This window comes from Colwellia sp. PAMC 21821, assembly GCF_002077175.1.
Classification (GTDB): Bacteria; Pseudomonadota; Gammaproteobacteria; order Enterobacterales; family Alteromonadaceae; genus Cognaticolwellia.
Genome location: NZ_CP014943.1, coordinates 3,083,458 through 3,099,930, shown reverse-complemented (window position 1 = coordinate 3,099,930; position 16,473 = coordinate 3,083,458). Strand labels below are relative to the sequence as shown.

General features: G+C 38.9%; 12 protein-coding genes and 4 tRNA genes. 2 read left to right on the top strand and 14 right to left on the bottom strand.

The features are described from left to right. Nucleotides 1–395: 395 nt before the first annotated feature. The 13 genes from A3Q33_RS13240 to A3Q33_RS13180 all read right to left on the bottom strand — a co-directional run bounded on the left by A3Q33_RS13240 (nt 396) and on the right by A3Q33_RS13180 (nt 13,120). Complete coding sequence (locus A3Q33_RS13240) at nt 396–908, bottom strand: cytochrome c-type biogenesis protein (RefSeq protein ID WP_231295671.1); 513 nt, start codon at nt 906–908, stop codon at nt 396–398. Further along, nucleotides 908–1,459, bottom strand: a complete 552-nt coding sequence (locus A3Q33_RS13235; protein ID WP_081152147.1) for a DsbE family thiol:disulfide interchange protein — start codon at nt 1,457–1,459, stop codon at nt 908–910. Before A3Q33_RS13235 ends, A3Q33_RS13240 begins: the two co-directional genes overlap by 1 nt. A gap of 4 nt (nt 1,460–1,463) precedes the next feature. Continuing rightward, the gene (locus A3Q33_RS13230; RefSeq protein ID WP_081180360.1) at nt 1,464–3,449 is read right to left on the bottom strand and encodes a heme lyase CcmF/NrfE family subunit; all 1,986 of its coding nucleotides are present in this window, start codon (nt 3,447–3,449) and stop codon (nt 1,464–1,466) included. 138 nt (nt 3,450–3,587) lie between these two features. Then, nucleotides 3,588–4,862 carry a c-type cytochrome biogenesis protein CcmI gene (gene ccmI / locus A3Q33_RS13225; RefSeq protein WP_081180359.1) on the bottom strand — a complete coding sequence of 425 codons (1,275 nt, stop codon included), beginning with the start codon at nt 4,860–4,862 and terminating at the stop codon, nt 3,588–3,590. A gap of 660 nt (nt 4,863–5,522) precedes the next feature. Next, nucleotides 5,523–5,798, bottom strand: a complete 276-nt coding sequence (gene hupB, locus A3Q33_RS13220) for a nucleoid-associated protein HU-beta (protein ID WP_077285373.1) — start codon at nt 5,796–5,798, stop codon at nt 5,523–5,525. A 288-nt stretch (nt 5,799–6,086) separates the two neighbouring features. Next, a complete protein-coding gene (gene lon / locus A3Q33_RS13215) occupies nt 6,087–8,435 on the bottom strand; it encodes an endopeptidase La (protein WP_081180358.1) in 2,349 nt (782 codons plus the stop codon). A 151-nt stretch (nt 8,436–8,586) separates the two neighbouring features. Next, nucleotides 8,587–9,864, bottom strand: a complete 1,278-nt coding sequence (clpX, locus tag A3Q33_RS13210; protein ID WP_081152141.1) for an ATP-dependent protease ATP-binding subunit ClpX — start codon at nt 9,862–9,864, stop codon at nt 8,587–8,589. Nucleotides 9,865–9,957: 93 nt separating this feature from the next. Next, nucleotides 9,958–10,596: an ATP-dependent Clp endopeptidase proteolytic subunit ClpP gene (clpP, locus tag A3Q33_RS13205; protein WP_081180357.1), complete on the bottom strand. Its 639-nt coding sequence runs from the start codon at nt 10,594–10,596 to the stop codon at nt 9,958–9,960. An 88-nt stretch (nt 10,597–10,684) separates the two neighbouring features. Then, nucleotides 10,685–11,992: a trigger factor gene (gene tig / locus A3Q33_RS13200; protein WP_081180356.1), complete on the bottom strand. Its 1,308-nt coding sequence runs from the start codon at nt 11,990–11,992 to the stop codon at nt 10,685–10,687. A gap of 406 nt (nt 11,993–12,398) precedes the next feature. Next, a tRNA-Pro gene (locus A3Q33_RS13195) sits at nt 12,399–12,475 on the bottom strand. A gap of 39 nt (nt 12,476–12,514) precedes the next feature. Next, a tRNA-His gene (locus A3Q33_RS13190) sits at nt 12,515–12,590 on the bottom strand. Between the two features lie 7 nt (nt 12,591–12,597). Next, nucleotides 12,598–12,674 (bottom strand) — tRNA-Arg (locus A3Q33_RS13185). Nucleotides 12,675–13,043: 369 nt separating this feature from the next. Further along, nucleotides 13,044–13,120 (bottom strand) — tRNA-Pro (locus A3Q33_RS13180). A gap of 277 nt (nt 13,121–13,397) precedes the next feature. On the opposite strand from A3Q33_RS13180, the gene folD reads away from it, so the two are divergent. Beyond that, nucleotides 13,398–14,255, top strand: a complete 858-nt coding sequence (folD, locus tag A3Q33_RS13175; RefSeq protein ID WP_081180355.1) for a bifunctional methylenetetrahydrofolate dehydrogenase/methenyltetrahydrofolate cyclohydrolase FolD — start codon at nt 13,398–13,400, stop codon at nt 14,253–14,255. 96 nt (nt 14,256–14,351) lie between these two features. Here the strand turns inward: folD and cysS are convergent, their stop codons facing one another. After that, entirely contained in the window at nt 14,352–15,734 is a 1,383-nt protein-coding gene (cysS, locus tag A3Q33_RS13170) for a cysteine--tRNA ligase (RefSeq protein ID WP_081180354.1), read from the bottom strand. A 225-nt stretch (nt 15,735–15,959) separates the two neighbouring features. Between cysS and A3Q33_RS13165 the strand changes: the two genes are divergently transcribed. Next, a complete protein-coding gene (locus A3Q33_RS13165; RefSeq protein WP_081152133.1) occupies nt 15,960–16,451 on the top strand; it encodes a peptidylprolyl isomerase in 492 nt (163 codons plus the stop codon). Nucleotides 16,452–16,473: the final 22 nt, after the last annotated feature.

Here is a 16,473-nt window from a genome sequence, read left to right as displayed (position 1 = left end):
AACCTACTTTAATAGCAAACTAATTTAGCTTCTTTACTAACTTATACGCTTTAAAATCGCAATATGAACGGGCATGTTAGCCCAATAATAATCAAAATGAAACTCTTTTACTCTGGTGATGAAATAACGGTCAAATAACCATCAACCAAGCAACAATAATACCGATTATTAGCGATTTTCTCATTGGCTAGATTGTGCCAATAGCCATTTTATTAATTGGCCGCTTTACTTTAATAAGTAGGAAAACGGCCAAATATAGGCCGTTATTTTAATCACGAGTTGTTCAGGACAAAATCCCTACTGGATTTTATACCAAACTGCATCCGGGCAGGGGGATAATTAAATAGCGCTGTAGGTAGCTATATTAAACGAGTCAATATTGAGTGAGGTTCAAACTACTTCTTGTTTAGAATATCGTCTAAATTAGTTTGCTCTTGTGCTGATAAATCGTGTTCATTGTCTTTAACTTTACTGCGTTTTCTTAAGACGAATACTACGCCTATAATAAAGCCGAATAGGATAATTAAAGGGCCAAACCATAGAATATAAGTTTGTTCTTTCAGCGGTGGACGGTATAAAACGAAATCACCGTAGCGATACACCATAAAATCAATAATTTCCTGATCGGTCTTACCTTCTTGTAATAAGTTATACAGGTTTTTTCTTAAGTCTATGGCAATTTTAGAATTTGAATCGGCTAAATTTTGATTTTGACACTTAGGGCAGCGTAATTCTTTCGACAAAATTTGAAAGCGCAATTCAGTCGTTTCGTCGTTAAACTGAAAAGTGTCTACTGGGCTTGCATTAGCGCTGCTTAGCCAAAAAAAACTAAGCAGCAATGTACTAATAACAACGCGCAATAGCTGTTGTACTCTCATAGAGCAAGTATCATTGAGTGCAAATTTCACTACGTCGATCCTTGTGCTATTTCAGCTTCTATCGTGTCAATCAGTGGTAAAAATTCTTTTTTCCATACTTGATCATTAATAGGACCTGCAAAACGTTTACGAATAATACCCGTGTGATCTATAACAAAGGTTTCAGGCGCGCCGAATACACCAATATCTAGCCCAAGAGCGCCCTGTTCGTCGAAGATCGAAAACTCATAAGGGTCTTCGTACTGCTTTAACCAATTCAAAGCCGCATTGCGGTCATCGGTAAAATTAAGCCCGTAGAGCTTAATGCGCGAATCGCGAATAATATCGAGTAAATATGGATGTTCATATTTACACTGTATACACCAAGTAGCCCAAACATTAAGTAAAACAATATTACCGGTTAAGTCTTCTCGCCCAACGAGTCGGTCGGTCGATTTTAATATCGGAAGCTCAAAATTCGGCAGCGGCTTACCTATCATTGCCGAAGGCATTGCTTGCGGATTAAGAAATAAACCTCGGTATAATAATACCCCTAATAAAACAAATAAAATTAATGGTATAAAACGAATAATACTTTTCACTAATTTACGCCTCTTGTAAAACTACGGGTTTATCTTGCTTAGATGCTTGTTCGGTTGCTAATACGCGTTTGCGGTAGCGTTTACTCAATATGGCTAAGAAACCACCTATTGCCATAAAAAAGGCGCCTAACCATATCCAAACAATAAACGGTTTGTAATATAAACGCATTGACCAAGCGTTTTGCTCAAGCGGGTCACCTAATGCAACGTAAATATCACGCCATAAAGTGGTATGAATCGCAGCTTCGGTCATGCCGGTACGTTGTACTTTGTAAGTACGTTGTTCTGGTTTTAATAAGGTAACAAACTCATCATCAATTGAAACCTTAACCTGCCCTTGAATCGCACTATAATTTGGCCCTAAAATATTCTTAGTTCCTTCAAACGCTATAGTGTAACCTGACAAATTTGTACTCTCGCCAGGTGCCATTTTTACGTTAATTTCTTTTTCATAGGTTGAAACCATAGTTACACCGATCACGGTGATAGCAATACCAGCATGAGCAACAGCCATACCTATATGGTTTAGTGGAACGGCTGAAAACTTGAAACTGCCGTCAGCTTGTTTAGCATTATTAAACACATCTTTTAACACCGCCAAGACAATCCAGCAACCTAAGGTCATACCAATAAATGCGCTAATACTAAATTCACCGGCAAAGATAAATGGCCACGCGGCACCAAATAACACACTAGTAATAGAGATAATATTTAAGTGCTTAGACAACTCACCTTTACGCGCCTTTTTCCAGCGAATAAGCGGTCCAATACCCATAAATAGAAACAGTGCTATCATCATAGGTACAAAAACAGCGTTAAAATATGGCGCTCCAACAGATATTTTCCCTAAACCCATTGCATCAATAATCATAGGGTAAAGCGTGCCTAATAAAATAGTAACCGTCGCAGTCACTAATATTGATATGGCCACTAGAATAGTATTCTCACGTGAATAAAAAGTGAAACGGTTAGGACTACTAACATTTGCAGCTCTAAATGCATAAAGGGTAAGTGAACCACCAACAGCTACCGCTAACAAAACCAGCAAGTACATGCCGCGGTCAGGGTCTACCGCAAATGAATGTACGGAAGTAATGACGCCAGAGCGTACTAGAAATGCACCTAATAAATTCAATGAGAAGGTAAAAATAGCCAGTAATAATGTCCAATGCTTAAAGGTGTTACGCTGCTCTGTTACCGCTAATGCATGAATCAAGGCAGTACCGGCCAGCCATGGCATAAATGAAACATTCTCAACAGGATCCCAAAACCACCAACCGCCCCAACCAAGTTCATAATATGCCCACCAGCTACCTAAGGCGATACCTACTGATAAAAATGACCAAGCAGCTACCGTCCAAGGACGTGACCAACGAGCCCATGCGGCATCCATTTTCCCTGCCATTAGGGCAGCAATAGCAAAGGCAAAGGCAACTGAAAACCCAACATAACCCATATACAACATTGGCGGATGAATGATTAACCCAATATCTTGTAATAATGGATTTAAATCTTGTCCTTCAAGCGGAAAGTTTGGTAATAAACGTTCAAACGGGTTAGAGGTTAGTAGTGTAAATAAAATAAAACCCACCGCGATCATGCCCATAACCGCCAAAACACGTGCAACAAACTCTTTTTCTAATTGTTTACTAAAAACACTGACAGCGAAAGTCCAGCAAGTTAACGCAAAAATCCAAAAAAGCATTGAGCCTTCATGCCCTCCCCAAACTGCACTAATCTTGAAGTAGTATGGTAGTAAGCTATTGGAGTGATTAGCGATATATTTGACAGAAAAGTCATCTTGCGTAAAGCTATAGGCTAATAAAAATATACTAATGCCTATAAACAAAAACAGACCAAAACTTAACGGTTTGGCACTATTAATTAATTGTTGGTTGTTCTGCGCTACACCAATCAGTGGCACTATGCTTAGACATAGTGCAAAAGCAAATCCGATAATGAGTGCGAAATGGCCAAGCTCTGGGATCATGATAATTCCTGTAAATCAATGTTAAAACATTATAGCGACTAAGTTTAGCTGATTATAACTAGTCAAGACTAGCGTCAAATCAAATATTCAATATGTAAATACTAGCGTTGTTATCAGAGATAACTTTACCGCAGTACTTTAAAGTGTCTCTTGTTGGACCTGCTCTGATATTACCATTGTAATTGGGCTTTGTTCCATCGCATCTATATTAAGCATTTCTGCTTTAAAGTCCCCAGGCTTAATACCAACACTACCTTGCATGGATACCACAGCGTAAATGTGCACTTTATCAACACTACTTAAACGCATTTGTGGTGTCATAGCTTGTGAATCATCTAAAACGATAGTTAAAGGCAAATCACTAGCTTTAAGTTTTACAGCGGCTAAAGGCATGCGAGGACCATCAGCTGCAATAGCATATATAAATACCGTTTTATCATCACTAGCCATTAACTTTTCTTGTACGCTAGACGCTAATGATACCTGTACAGTAAGGTGGGGTAAATTTGGATCTAACGCTTTACTCACACTCTCTGTAGGCGCAACTTCTCCACTAAGACGTAATTGATTTTTAGCTTCTTCGACAGCTCCGGCTAAGGCTTGCATGCTTATTCCTGGTCGGTCACTATTTAATACCACTTCCCAGTACTGCACTGCCTTAGCAAAGTCTCGATTACTAAAACTGTCCATACCTAAGAGTATATTAGTGGAGGCGTCTAGCGAATCTAACCCCAAAGCCTTGTCGATTACCGCTTGAATATCGGCGTTTATCCGTTGATTATTTTTATAATACATCGCTTGAGCTTTTGGCCCTAATAACTCAGCATGCTCGCCTTGTTGCGACATTACGCGATCAAATGCTTCAATAGCATTATCAAACTCACCAACAGATATATAGGTTTGACCTAAGCTAAACCAAGCTTGGGAGTTCGTTGGATTATCTTTTACTTCGCTCTGAAGCTGCTGTAGACGAAAAGCCAGCATTTGCTCTGGGGTCAATTGACCATGCTCATCGTTTTCGTTAATGGCTGTTGGTGCGTTTAGTACTTGATAGGCACCTAGTTTCATGTAGCTATATAAACTTAAACTGACGATGCTAAATGCTATACATGCCGGCCATATCCATGACCTTGTTGTAGGTGCAACCTCACGGGGTTGGCTTGAATTAGCATCTTGCAAAAGCGTTTTATCTAATTCAGCTTTTAATTGAATGTAACTCTCTTGCTCAATACTACCTTCTGCTAAGTCGTGTTCGAGTAGCGCTAAGTGCTCGTGATAAAGTGTGACATTGGTTTCTTGACGAATGTTAAGGTTTTCCGCACCGAGGGTATCTTTAGATGAGGAAAAAATACGCCAGACAATAAGTAATGCAATCACTATCAATGATAAAACTGCCAGCCAGAATGTAGTCATATTATTTAATTTATACCTTGTTAAAGCAATTGAGTAATCTGTTTGAATTTAACCATGTAAACACTTCATATAACGCCAACCAAATGAATAACCAATGTTCATACGTTGTTTACAGCGTCGTAGAGTAACAATTATAAGTGCTTTTTCCTAGCAATACTGACCGAGAAAACAGCATGTTCATCGTAACATATGGCTTGACTCTTCAGACAAATAGCCATAACCGTATTGACGGCTAAATTGGGTGAACTTTGTTGGCTACTATCCAAGCTTCAAGACTACCCACCAAGTTCATTACCATTGAGCACCAGATCTTTATAATGAGTAGAATCACGATGAATTCAATGAGGCTTAAAATATCACAACAAATAAAGTTAAACTGTAATGAAATTGTATCACCCAGCTTAATCTTTTTTAAATGGGGTGGTTTATATCAATTTGATTAATTAACTTGATAACACTCAGGTTCAGCAAAGATGGATAAATAACACAATTGTTGGTTGGGGTAACCAAAAGAAATGATCAGGTAATGTGCGAGGTAATGAGCGAGGTAATGAGCGAGGTAATGAGCGAGGTAATGAGCGAGATAAATATGATAGTTCAAATACAATTAAGCCGCTTATAAAAGCGGCTTAATAAGTAATCTTTAGCAAAAGCTATTGATTAGCCGTTACAAGCATCTTTAAGTGCTTTACCAGCTTTGAAAGATGGTATTTTAGCTGCTGCGATTTCAATAGTCGCACCCGTTTGTGGGTTACGGCCTGTGCGCGCTGCACGGTCACGTACTGAGAAAGTACCAAAACCAACTAGTGCTACTTGCTCGCCACCTTTTAACTCTTCTGTAACTGCTTCGATAAATGAATCTAATGCACGACCAGCCGCAGCCTTAGAAATGTCAGCACCCGCAGCAATTTTCTCGATAAGTTGAGATTTATTCACAGTGTATTCCCCTTCAATTGTTATTATTCAGCGCTATCTTCTGTTTTAGCGTCCTGCAGAAACCTTTAATTAAGCCTCTTTATGAACATATAGCGCCGAGTTAAAGAAAACTAAAAATATTGATAATTATTTTTATCTCTACTATGCCCCCTATAGATAGGGGCTCTAGCGTTATCAGCGTCATTAACTTAACATAGTTTCAGCGTTTGAAAAGCGTTAATTACGTTTTTTGCAAATTTTTTGCATTTTTTTTACATTTTTGAGCAAAAACTGCTGTTTTTTAGCCATTTATTTCTCTGACTGCCACTTATCAACCGGATGTACTAAGGCAATTTTCAACACCTCATCTATCCATTTAACCGGATAGATGGCTAAATCTGCTTTGACATTATCAGGAATTTCTTTCAAATCGCGTTCATTATCCTTTGGAATAATAACCGTTTTTATACCACCACGATGTGCAGCGAGTAATTTTTCTTTTAACCCACCAATTGCCAGTACTTCACCACGTAAAGTGATTTCGCCCGTCATTGCAACATCAGCTTTCACCGGATTACCGGTTAAACTTGAGACTAAAGCTGTACACATTCCAATACCCGCACTTGGCCCGTCTTTCGGTGTTGCGCCTTCTGGTACATGCACATGAATATCGCGTTTTTCATGAAAATCACTATTAATACGTAACTTTTCAGTACGACTACGCACGACCATCATTGCTGCTTGTATCGACTCCTGCATGACATCACCAAGCGAACCGGTATAACTTAACTTACCCTTACCTGGAACAGAGGCAGTTTCAATGGTGAGTAACTCACCGCCGACTTGAGTCCAAGCAAGGCCGGTTACTAAACCTACTCGGTTTTCATCGTCAGCTTTACCATAGTCAAAGCGCTGTACACCCAAAAACTCTGATAGATTATCTTGGTTTATGGTCACTTTTTTGACATTTTTGTCTAATAAAATTGACTTAACCGCTTTACGACATAACTTAGAGATATCGCGTTCTAGCGCACGAACACCGGCCTCGCGTGTGTAATAGCGAATAATACCAACAATAGCACTATCTTCAATTTCAATTTCTTTACTTTTTAAACCATTGCGCTCAATTTGTTTATTAAGTAAATGATTTTTAGCAATATTAAGCTTCTCATCTTCGGTATAACCCGATAAATGTATCACTTCCATACGATCGAGTAATGGACCAGGAATGTCCATGCTGTTTGACGTAGCAACAAACATCACATCAGATAGATCATAGTCAACTTCCAAATAATGGTCGTTAAAGCTGCTGTTTTGCTCAGGATCTAATACTTCTAATAATGCTGAAGCTGGATCGCCACGCATGTCAGAGGCCATTTTATCTATTTCATCTAATAAAAATAACGGATTCTTCACGCCGACTTTTGCTATTTTCTGTATAAGTTTACCTGGCAGTGAGCCAATATAAGTTCGTCTATGACCGCGTATTTCAGCTTCATCGCGCACGCCGCCTAGTGCCATACGCACATATTTACGACCGGTAGATTTAGCAATAGATTGCCCTAATGAAGTTTTACCTACACCTGGAGGGCCAACTAAACATAAAATAGGTCCTTTTAGCTGATTAACACGTTGTTGAACTGCTAAATACTCTACGATGCGCTCTTTAACTTTATCAAGGCCGTAATGGTCTTTATCTAGCACTTCTTGGGCTAATTTAAGATCACGCTTCAATTTACTGCGCTTTTTCCACGGTACACTGATCATCCAATCAATATAGCTTCGCACAACAGTCGCTTCAGCAGACATTGGCGACATCATTTTTAATTTTTTCAATTCTGTTAAGGTTTTTTCTTTTGCTTCTTTAGGCATTTGAGCAGCTTCAATCTGCTTTTCTATTTGCTCAGCCTCGTTAGATCCCTCTTCGTCATCACCTAATTCTTTTTGAATAGCTTTCATTTGCTCATTCAAATAGTACTCACGCTGGCTTTTTTCCATTTGCTTTTTAACACGCGTGCGAATTTTTTTCTCAACTTGCAGTAAATCGATTTCCCCTTCCATTAACGCCATTAAAAACTCGAGGCGCTCTGAAACATGGGTAATTTCTAATACTTTTTGTTTATCCACTAACTTAAGTGGCATATGAGCGGCCATGGTGTCGGCTAACTGCTCGGCATCATCAATACCTGAAACCGAAGTTAATACTTCTGGTGGTATTTTTTTATTTAATTTAACGTAACCTTCAAACTGAGAAATAGCTGAACGAATAAGTACCTCAGTACTATCATCAGGCGCACCTTCTACATTTAGAAACTCAGCATTAGCAGTAAAGTATTCATCGGTTTCAACAAACTCAGTAATTTGAGCACGACGAACACCTTCAACCAGTACTTTAACGGTACCGTCTGGTAATTTTAACATTTGTAAAATAGTGGCAATGGTACCGGTTTTATACAAATCGTTTTGTGCTGGGTCATCAACCGCAGCATCTTTTTGTGCAACAAGGAAAATTTGTTTATCATTTTCGTTGGCAATATCAAGACAACGGATTGATTTTTCGCGACCAACAAATAATGGGATAACCATTTGCGGATAGACAACGACATCACGTAAGGCTAATACGGGAATTTCAACTACGCCAGATAACTCTTTAGTCATTGGTTACTCTCTCGGTGAATAGTATGATGTAATTTTTACAGATATGTATTTGTATATGGGGTGTTTGTAAATACTTTCAACAGATGAATAAAAAAAAGTGACGTTAACCAAATTGGCTAACGTCACTTTTTAGAAGTTAATTACCGAACATTTACTCCGAAGACGCTTTATCTTGCTGCGTTTCGTAAATAATAATCGGCTTAGATTCACCTTTAATAACCGCTTCGTCAACAACAACTTTAACGGCATTGTCCAGCGAAGGTAATTCATACATAGTTTCGAGTAGAACACCCTCAACAATAGATCGTAAACCACGAGCACCAGTTTTACGTTCCATGGCTTTATGGGCAATCGCCGTAAGAGCGTCTTCTCTAAACTCAAGCTCAACATTTTCCATATCAAAAAGTGCCGTAAATTGCTTAGTTAACGCATTTTTAGGCTCTTGTAATATTTGAATAAGCGCGTCTTGATCAAGCTCAGTTAATGTAGCTACAACAGGCAGACGACCAATAAACTCTGGGATCAAACCATATTTAACTAAATCTTGAGGTTCAACATCTTGAAAACGTTGCGTTAAGGTTTTCTCGTCTTCTTTACCGCGAACTGTAGCACCAAAACCAATACCTGTTCCCGTATGACAACGTTGCTCAACAACTTTATCAAGTCCGGCAAAGGCACCACCACAAATAAATAGAATTTTAGAGGTATCGACCTGTAAAAACTCTTGTTGTGGATGCTTACGACCACCTTGTGGCGGTACAGAGGCAATAGTACCTTCAATCAGTTTTAATAATGCTTGTTGAACACCTTCGCCCGAAACATCACGCGTGATAGACGGATTGTCAGATTTACGTGAAATTTTATCAATTTCATCAATATAAACAATACCACGTTGAGCTTTTTCAACGTCATAATCACACTTTTGCAATAGTTTCTGAATAATGTTTTCAACATCTTCACCCACGTAACCTGCTTCGGTTAGTGTCGTGGCATCAGCCATGGTAAATGGTACATCTAATAAGCGCGCTAAGGTTTGCGCTAATAATGTTTTACCACTACCTGTAGGACCAATTAACAAAATATTACTTTTGCTCAGCTCTACACCATTGTGTGAGTCACCATTACGTAATCGCTTATAATGGTTATAAACCGCAACAGCGAGCACTTTTTTAGCGTGCTCTTGCCCGATGACATAATCATCTAGGCTTTCACGAATTTCGATTGGCGTAGGTAAGCTTTCTTTGTCTTGCTTAGGCGAAATTTCTTTAATTTCTTCGCGAATAATATCGTTGCAAAGTTCAACACATTCATCGCAAACAAAGACAGAAGGACCTGCAATTAACTTACGTACTTCATGCTGACTTTTACCACAAAATGAGCAGTACAGTAACTTACCGTCATCACCGTCACCTGTTTTCATATCGGTCATACGGTACCTCTAATATTTTAAATTTATACAAACTAATACTGGCCAGTATTTCATATATCGCGTAAATAACAACGCGAATAACAAAGAAGACCGTTATTTATCGATTCTTTGTTCTAATATGGCATCAACTAAACCATATTCAACCGCGCTTTCTGCACTTAAAAAGTTATCACGGTCTGTATCGCCAGATACTTTTTCTAAAGGTTGGCCGGTATGCTCTGCCATTAAACGATTAAGTTTACCTTTAATATACAAAATTTCTTTTGCATGTATTTCAAAATCAGATGCTTGACCTTGAAAGCCACCCAGCGGCTGATGGATCATCACACGTGCATTAGGTAAACAGTAACGTTTGCCTTTAGCACCACCAGAAAGCAAAAATGCGCCCATACTAGCGGCTTGACCAATACATACTGTACTAACATTTGGCTTAATGAATTTCATGGTGTCGTAAATAGCCATACCTGCAGTAACTGAACCACCTGGAGAATTGATATATAAATAAATATCTTTATCTGGACTTTCTGATTCTAAAAATAGCATTTGGGCAACGATTAAGTTGGCCATATGGTCTTCTACCTGACCACATAGAAAAATAACGCGCTCTTTTAGCAGTCTTGAATAAATATCGTAAGAGCGTTCACCTTTGGCGGTTTGCTCAACAACCATAGGCACTAATGCGCTTTCTGTCGTATTTGTTAAATCGTGAGAATTATTGTGAGAAGTAAACAACTAACTTTCCTTTTTATAAAAAAATGGCTCATATGTCCCCATATAAGCCATTTAAGCGATTGCTCAGCAAAATGTCAATCTAAAAGGTCTATTTACCTTCAGGATTCATGATATCTTTGAAACTGGCTTTCTTATCTTTTACTTTTGCGCTTTCAAGTAACAACTCAACAGCTTGCTCTTCCAATGCAACATTTTGCATTTGTTGGGCAAGTTCTTTGTTCGTTTTGTAGTACTCAATAACTTCAGCTGGATCTTCATAAGCTGATGCTGCTGACGCAATTAAGTCAGTAACTTTAGCTTCGTCAACTTTTAATTCGTTAACTTTGATCACTTCACCAAGAAGCAAACCGGTCTTAACACGACGTTTCGCTTGTTCTTCAAACATTTCTGCTGGAAGTTCTGGTAAGTTGTTCGGATCCATTTGGCCAGCAAAACGTTGCATAGCTTGCTTGCGCAATACGTCAACTTCTTGAGCAACAAGTGCCGCTGGAATATCTAATTCGTTAACTTCAAGCAGACCTTCAATAACTTGCTCTTTAACTTTAGCTTTTACGGCTTGGTTAAGTTCGCGAGCCATGTTTTTACCAACTTCTTCGCGAAGTGCTGCAACACCGCCTTCTTCCACGCCGAATAGTTTAGCAAACTCGTCATCTACTTCAGGTAACACTGGACCTTCAGTTTTGTGAACAACGATATCGAACTCTGCATCTTTACCTTTAAGCTTTTCAGCATGGTAATCTTCAGGGAAAGTAATTGTAATAGTTTTTTCATCGCCAGCTTTCATGCCCGTGATTTCAGTTTCGAAACCTGGGATCATGCGACCTGAGCCTAACTCAAGTTCAAAACCTTCAGCTTTGCCACCTTCAAATTCTTCACCGTCTACACGGCCGTTGAAATCGATAGTTAGCTTGTCGCCTTTCTTGGTTTTACGCTTGTTTTCTTTCCACGTTTTATGCTGATTTTGTAATGTTTCAAACATTTCATCAAGGTCAGCATCTGTAACTTCAACCGCAGGACGTTCTACTGCGATTTTATCAAGATCTTTTAAAACAACTTCAGGGTAAATTTCAAATGTTGCTTCAAACTCTAACGCTTTGCCATCTTCATTGCTTTTAGCAACGAATGAAGGACGACCTGCAGGATTTAATTTCTCAGCTACAATCGCATCAACAAAGTTACGTTGCATTAATTCGCCAGCAACTTCTTGACGAACTGATTGACCATAACGCTTTTGAATAACTGATGGTGGCACTTTACCTGGACGGAAACCATTGATACGTTGGGTTTTACCGATATGGCGAAGACGATTTTTAACTTCAACATCTACTGTTTCGGCAGGAACTGAAATCGTTAAACGACGTTCCAAACCTTGTGTAGTCTCAACTGAAACTTGCATTTAATTACCTCAAAAAACTTAGCGTATGCACGCTTTCTATAACGCATCTAAATATAGTCAACACAACTTTATAACAAAGTTATGCATTCAGCTTGCTTGACTTAACAAACAGAGCCCGGAAAATCCGAATAAAGATGTTCAGATTAAAATAATGACGCGAAATTATAGCGGTGCTTTAAACAAGAGTCGAGCTTAGAACGCAAATAAATTAAATTTAATGCTATAGGAAGTCATAAACAGCTAAAAAAGCTAAATAAAGAAAGGTAAAGGATTAAAAATAAGGTATAAGAAATTTAGAAGTGGTCGGTGATATGAAATTCGAACTTGCGAATGAACTTAATACACCCTACTCATCACTTAAGTTTAAAAAAACCTCAAGTAATCACAAAAAGTTATAAAAAAGAAGTGGTCGGTGATGCAAGATTCGAACTTGCGACCCCTTGGACCCAAACCAAGTGCGCTACCAAGCTGCGCTAATCACCGATATACTTTCAAACTTTTACTACAACCCATACAGAAAAATGGGGTGGCTAAAGGGACTTGAACCCTCGACAACCGGAATCACAATCCGGGGCTCTACCAACTGAGCTATAGCCACCACTGTATGGCGCGCCCTGCAGGATTCGAACCTGCGACCCACGCCTTAGAAGGGCGTTGCTCTATCCAGCTGAGCTAAGGGCGCACATTTACCTACAGATGCAAAACAAACTTAACTATATATAAAGTTTATTTCTTTTTCACTTAAAAAGTAAAAAAGTGGTCGGTGATGCAAAATTCAAACTTCGACTGAACTTTAGAATACCCAAACCATTTACTTAGCCTTTCAAGTTGCTTAAAGCATTAAGAAAGAAAAAGTGGTCGGTGATGCAAAATTCAAACTTCGACTGAACTTTAGAATACCCAAACCATTTACTTAGCCTTTCAAGTTGCTTAAAGCATTAAGAAAGAAAAAGTGGTCGGTGATGCAAAATTCAAACTTCGACTGAACTTCAGAATACCCAAACCATTTACTTAGCCTTTCAAGTTGCTTAAAGCATTAAGAAAGAAAAAGTGGTCGGTGATGCAAGATTCGAACTTGCGACCCCTTGGACCCAAACCAAGTGCGCTACCAAGCTGCGCTAATCACCGACATTTGTTAAAAACGCTTGCGTTCTCAACGGGTGCGGATATTACCTAGTTGCCCGTTGCGCGTCAAACACTTTTTTTAAATAAATGTGCGTTCGCTCACTTTTACAGCATCTTGGTTAAAATACCACTCATAATGACTGTTAAAATATAAATATCGGCTTTTTTTACCATTATTCACCAAGAAATCATTTTTTCGACAATCAAAGCATTTATTTTCTACAAATAGCTTTTCTAATATGCGAAAATAGCCACGTTTATTAGCCTTTTGTGAAGAATTATGACTGCAGCTCTTATTGACGGTAAGTTGATCGCCCAACAATTACGCCATTCTGTTAAAGATAAAGTTCAACAACGTATAGAAAATGGCTTACGTGCACCTGGGTTAGCCGTAATTCTAGTTGGTTCAGATCCCGCATCGCAAGTGTATGTGGGAAGTAAAAGAAAAGCCTGTGAAGAAGTTGGCTTTGTATCTCGCTCTTATGACTTACCTCCTACTACAACACAAGATGAACTTTTTAATTTAATCGATGAATTAAATAACGATAATGAAATTGATGGCATTCTCGTTCAGCTACCCTTACCTGCTGGTTTAGACGCAAATTTAATTATTGAGCATATTAATCCATTAAAAGATGTTGACGGCTTTCACCCTAACAATGTCGGTAAGCTCGCATTACGCCAGCCTGGCCTTCGCCCTTGTACACCAAAAGGGATAATGACATTGATTGCATCAACGGGAGTTGATCCTCATGGCTTAGAGGCTGTTGTTGTAGGTGCATCTAATATAGTAGGTCGCCCGATGACACTTGAATTGTTGCTCGCAGGTTGTACCGTCACCACCACACATAGATTCACAAAAGATTTAGAAACAAAAATTAGAAATGCCGACCTATTAGTTGTTGCCGTGGGTAAACCTGAGTTTATTCCCGGTGAATGGATTAAAAAAGGCGCTATTGTTATCGATGTGGGTATTAACCGTTTAGATAACGGCAAATTAGTCGGTGACGTTGGCTTTGCTAAGGCAAAAGACAGCGCGGCTTATATCACCCCAGTTCCAGGTGGCGTTGGCCCAATGACTGTCGCTAGCTTAATAGAAAACACGCTTATTGCCTGTGAAGAATTTCACAGTAAATAATTGCGCTATAAATACGTATACCCAGTTGAATAATTAGCTAAAACATAAAAGCCTGCAATCGCAGGCTTTTTTATTGAAAACTTTATCTTAAACGAATTAAGCTTTACGCCACGTTGTGCCGCCAGCACTATCTTCTAAGATAATATTAAGCGCTGCCAGCTTATCGCGTGCATCATCAGCCATTGCCCAATCTTTATTGGCTCGGGCGTCTTTACGCTGTTTGATCAGGGCTTCAATTTCTGCAACTTCATCACTACTTTCATCTCCACCTTGGAAAAATTCTTCAGGTGAATTTTGTGCAACACCTAATACTTTACCAAGCGAGACTAAAATGAAAGCAAGTTTTGAAGCTTCTGTTATGTCTGTTGCTTTGATGCGATTGATCTCTTTCGCTAATTCAAATAACACCGGCATAGCTTCAGGACAGTTAAAGTCATCATCCATGGCTTTTTCAAAACGCTGAACGTATTCGTTGCCTTTTAACTCAACTTTCATCGGTGTGATATCACGCAACGCGGTATAGATGCGCTCTAAACTAGCACGTGCTTGGGTTAAGTTATCTTGTGAATAATTTAACTGGCTGCGGTAATGGCTAGAGGTCAAAAAGAAGCGCACGCTTTCAGCGTCATATTCATCAAGCACACTGCGTAAAGTAAAAAAGTTATTTAAAGATTTTGACATCTTTTCTTTGTTGATTTGCACCATACCACCATGCATCCAGTAGTTAACGTATGGTGTATCATGTGCACAACAAGATTGAGCGATTTCATTCTCATGGTGTGGGAACTGTAAATCAGAGCCGCCACCATGAATATCAAAATGTTCACCCAAGTGCTTTAAATTCATCGCTGAACATTCAATATGCCAACCTGGACGACCTTTCCCCCAAGGTGATGCCCAACTTGGCTCATCAGGTTTCGCCATTTTCCACAACACAAAATCTAATGGGCTGCGTTTCGCTTCATCAACGTCAACTCGAGAACCCGACTGCAACATATCTAAATTTTGTAAACTTAATTTGCCGTAATCTTTATAGGTACTGACTTCAAACATTACATCACCATTGCTAGCAACATAAGCGTGTTTGCGCTCAATCAGACGTTCAACTAAAGCAATAATCTCATCCATGTGACCCGTAACTGTAGGGGCGATATCTGGGCGCATAATATTAAGGTCATCAAAATCTTGATACATTTGTGCGGTCATGCGTAACGTTAAATCTTCACAGCTTTCACCGTTTTCATTGGCACGCTGGATAATTTTATCGTCTACGTCGGTAATATTACGTACATGCGTTAGGTCGTAACCTAAGTATTTAAAATAACGCGCAATAATATCGAAAGCTACATAGGTTCTAGCGTGACCAATATGACAACGATCATAAATAGTAATACCACAAACATATAAACCTACCTTGTTGGAAGTGATCGGTTTAAAAACTTCTTTTTTCCTGCTTAAGGTATTATAAATCTGCAACATAACGGCGCTTTTTCCTATGTAATATCAATACTTGATTAAATTCGACGATCCCCACACGGAGATTTACGCAATTGTACCCCAAGTATTACAATGGATCATTAGCTTGGCTGCATTTGCTGTAATATTTACTGATTATTTTTAGAATAAATTTTGCCGAGAAATCTTTTTTTTATTAAGTTACAATTTGCCTAATTACATTTCCTTTAGATTTATGAGTAAAAAACAATGATCACATTTAAAACGACCTTAGGCGAAATTAAAATTGAATTAGATTTTGATAACGCACCTGTAACTGCAAAAAACTTCCAACAATACGCTGAAGACGGCTTTTATAACGGCACAATTTTTCACCGTGTAATTAAAGGGTTTATGGCGCAAGGCGGTGGTTTCGCATCAGGCATGGACGAAAAAGACAGCCGTGAGTCAATCAAAAATGAAGCAAACAATGGCTTAGCCAACGCTCGTGGTACTTTAGCAATGGCGCGTACGCAAGAGCCACATTCAGCTTCAGCACAATTTTTTATTAACTTAGCTGATAACGACTTCCTTAATTTTAAAAGTGAAGACGTACAAGGTTGGGGTTACTGTGTGTTTGCTAAAGTTGTTGAAGGTATGGACATTGTCGATAAAATGACGCTTGTTGATACGGGTCGCAATGGTTTTCACGACGATGTACCAAAAGAAGAAATCATTATTGAAGAAACAATCGTAGCGTAATTCTTGATTACCGACGTAAATG

Bases quoted from the DNA above. Each gene is read 5' to 3' on its own strand.
- A3Q33_RS13230 (WP_081180360.1), bottom strand. From the start codon at position 3,449: ATGATCCCAGAGCTTGGCCATTTCGCACTCATTATCGGATTTGCTTTT.
- ccmI (WP_081180359.1), bottom strand. From the start codon at position 4,862: ATGACTACATTCTGGCTGGCAGTTTTATCATTGATAGTGATTGCATTA.
- lon (WP_081180358.1), bottom strand. From the start codon at position 8,435: ATGACTAAAGAGTTATCTGGCGTAGTTGAAATTCCCGTATTAGCCTTA.
- clpX (WP_081152141.1), bottom strand. From the start codon at position 9,864: ATGACCGATATGAAAACAGGTGACGGTGATGACGGTAAGTTACTGTAC.
- tig (WP_081180356.1), bottom strand. From the start codon at position 11,992: ATGCAAGTTTCAGTTGAGACTACACAAGGTTTGGAACGTCGTTTAACG.
- folD (WP_081180355.1), top strand. From the start codon at position 13,398: ATGACTGCAGCTCTTATTGACGGTAAGTTGATCGCCCAACAATTACGC.
- cysS (WP_081180354.1), bottom strand. From the start codon at position 15,734: ATGTTGCAGATTTATAATACCTTAAGCAGGAAAAAAGAAGTTTTTAAA.
- A3Q33_RS13165 (WP_081152133.1), top strand. From the start codon at position 15,960: ATGATCACATTTAAAACGACCTTAGGCGAAATTAAAATTGAATTAGAT.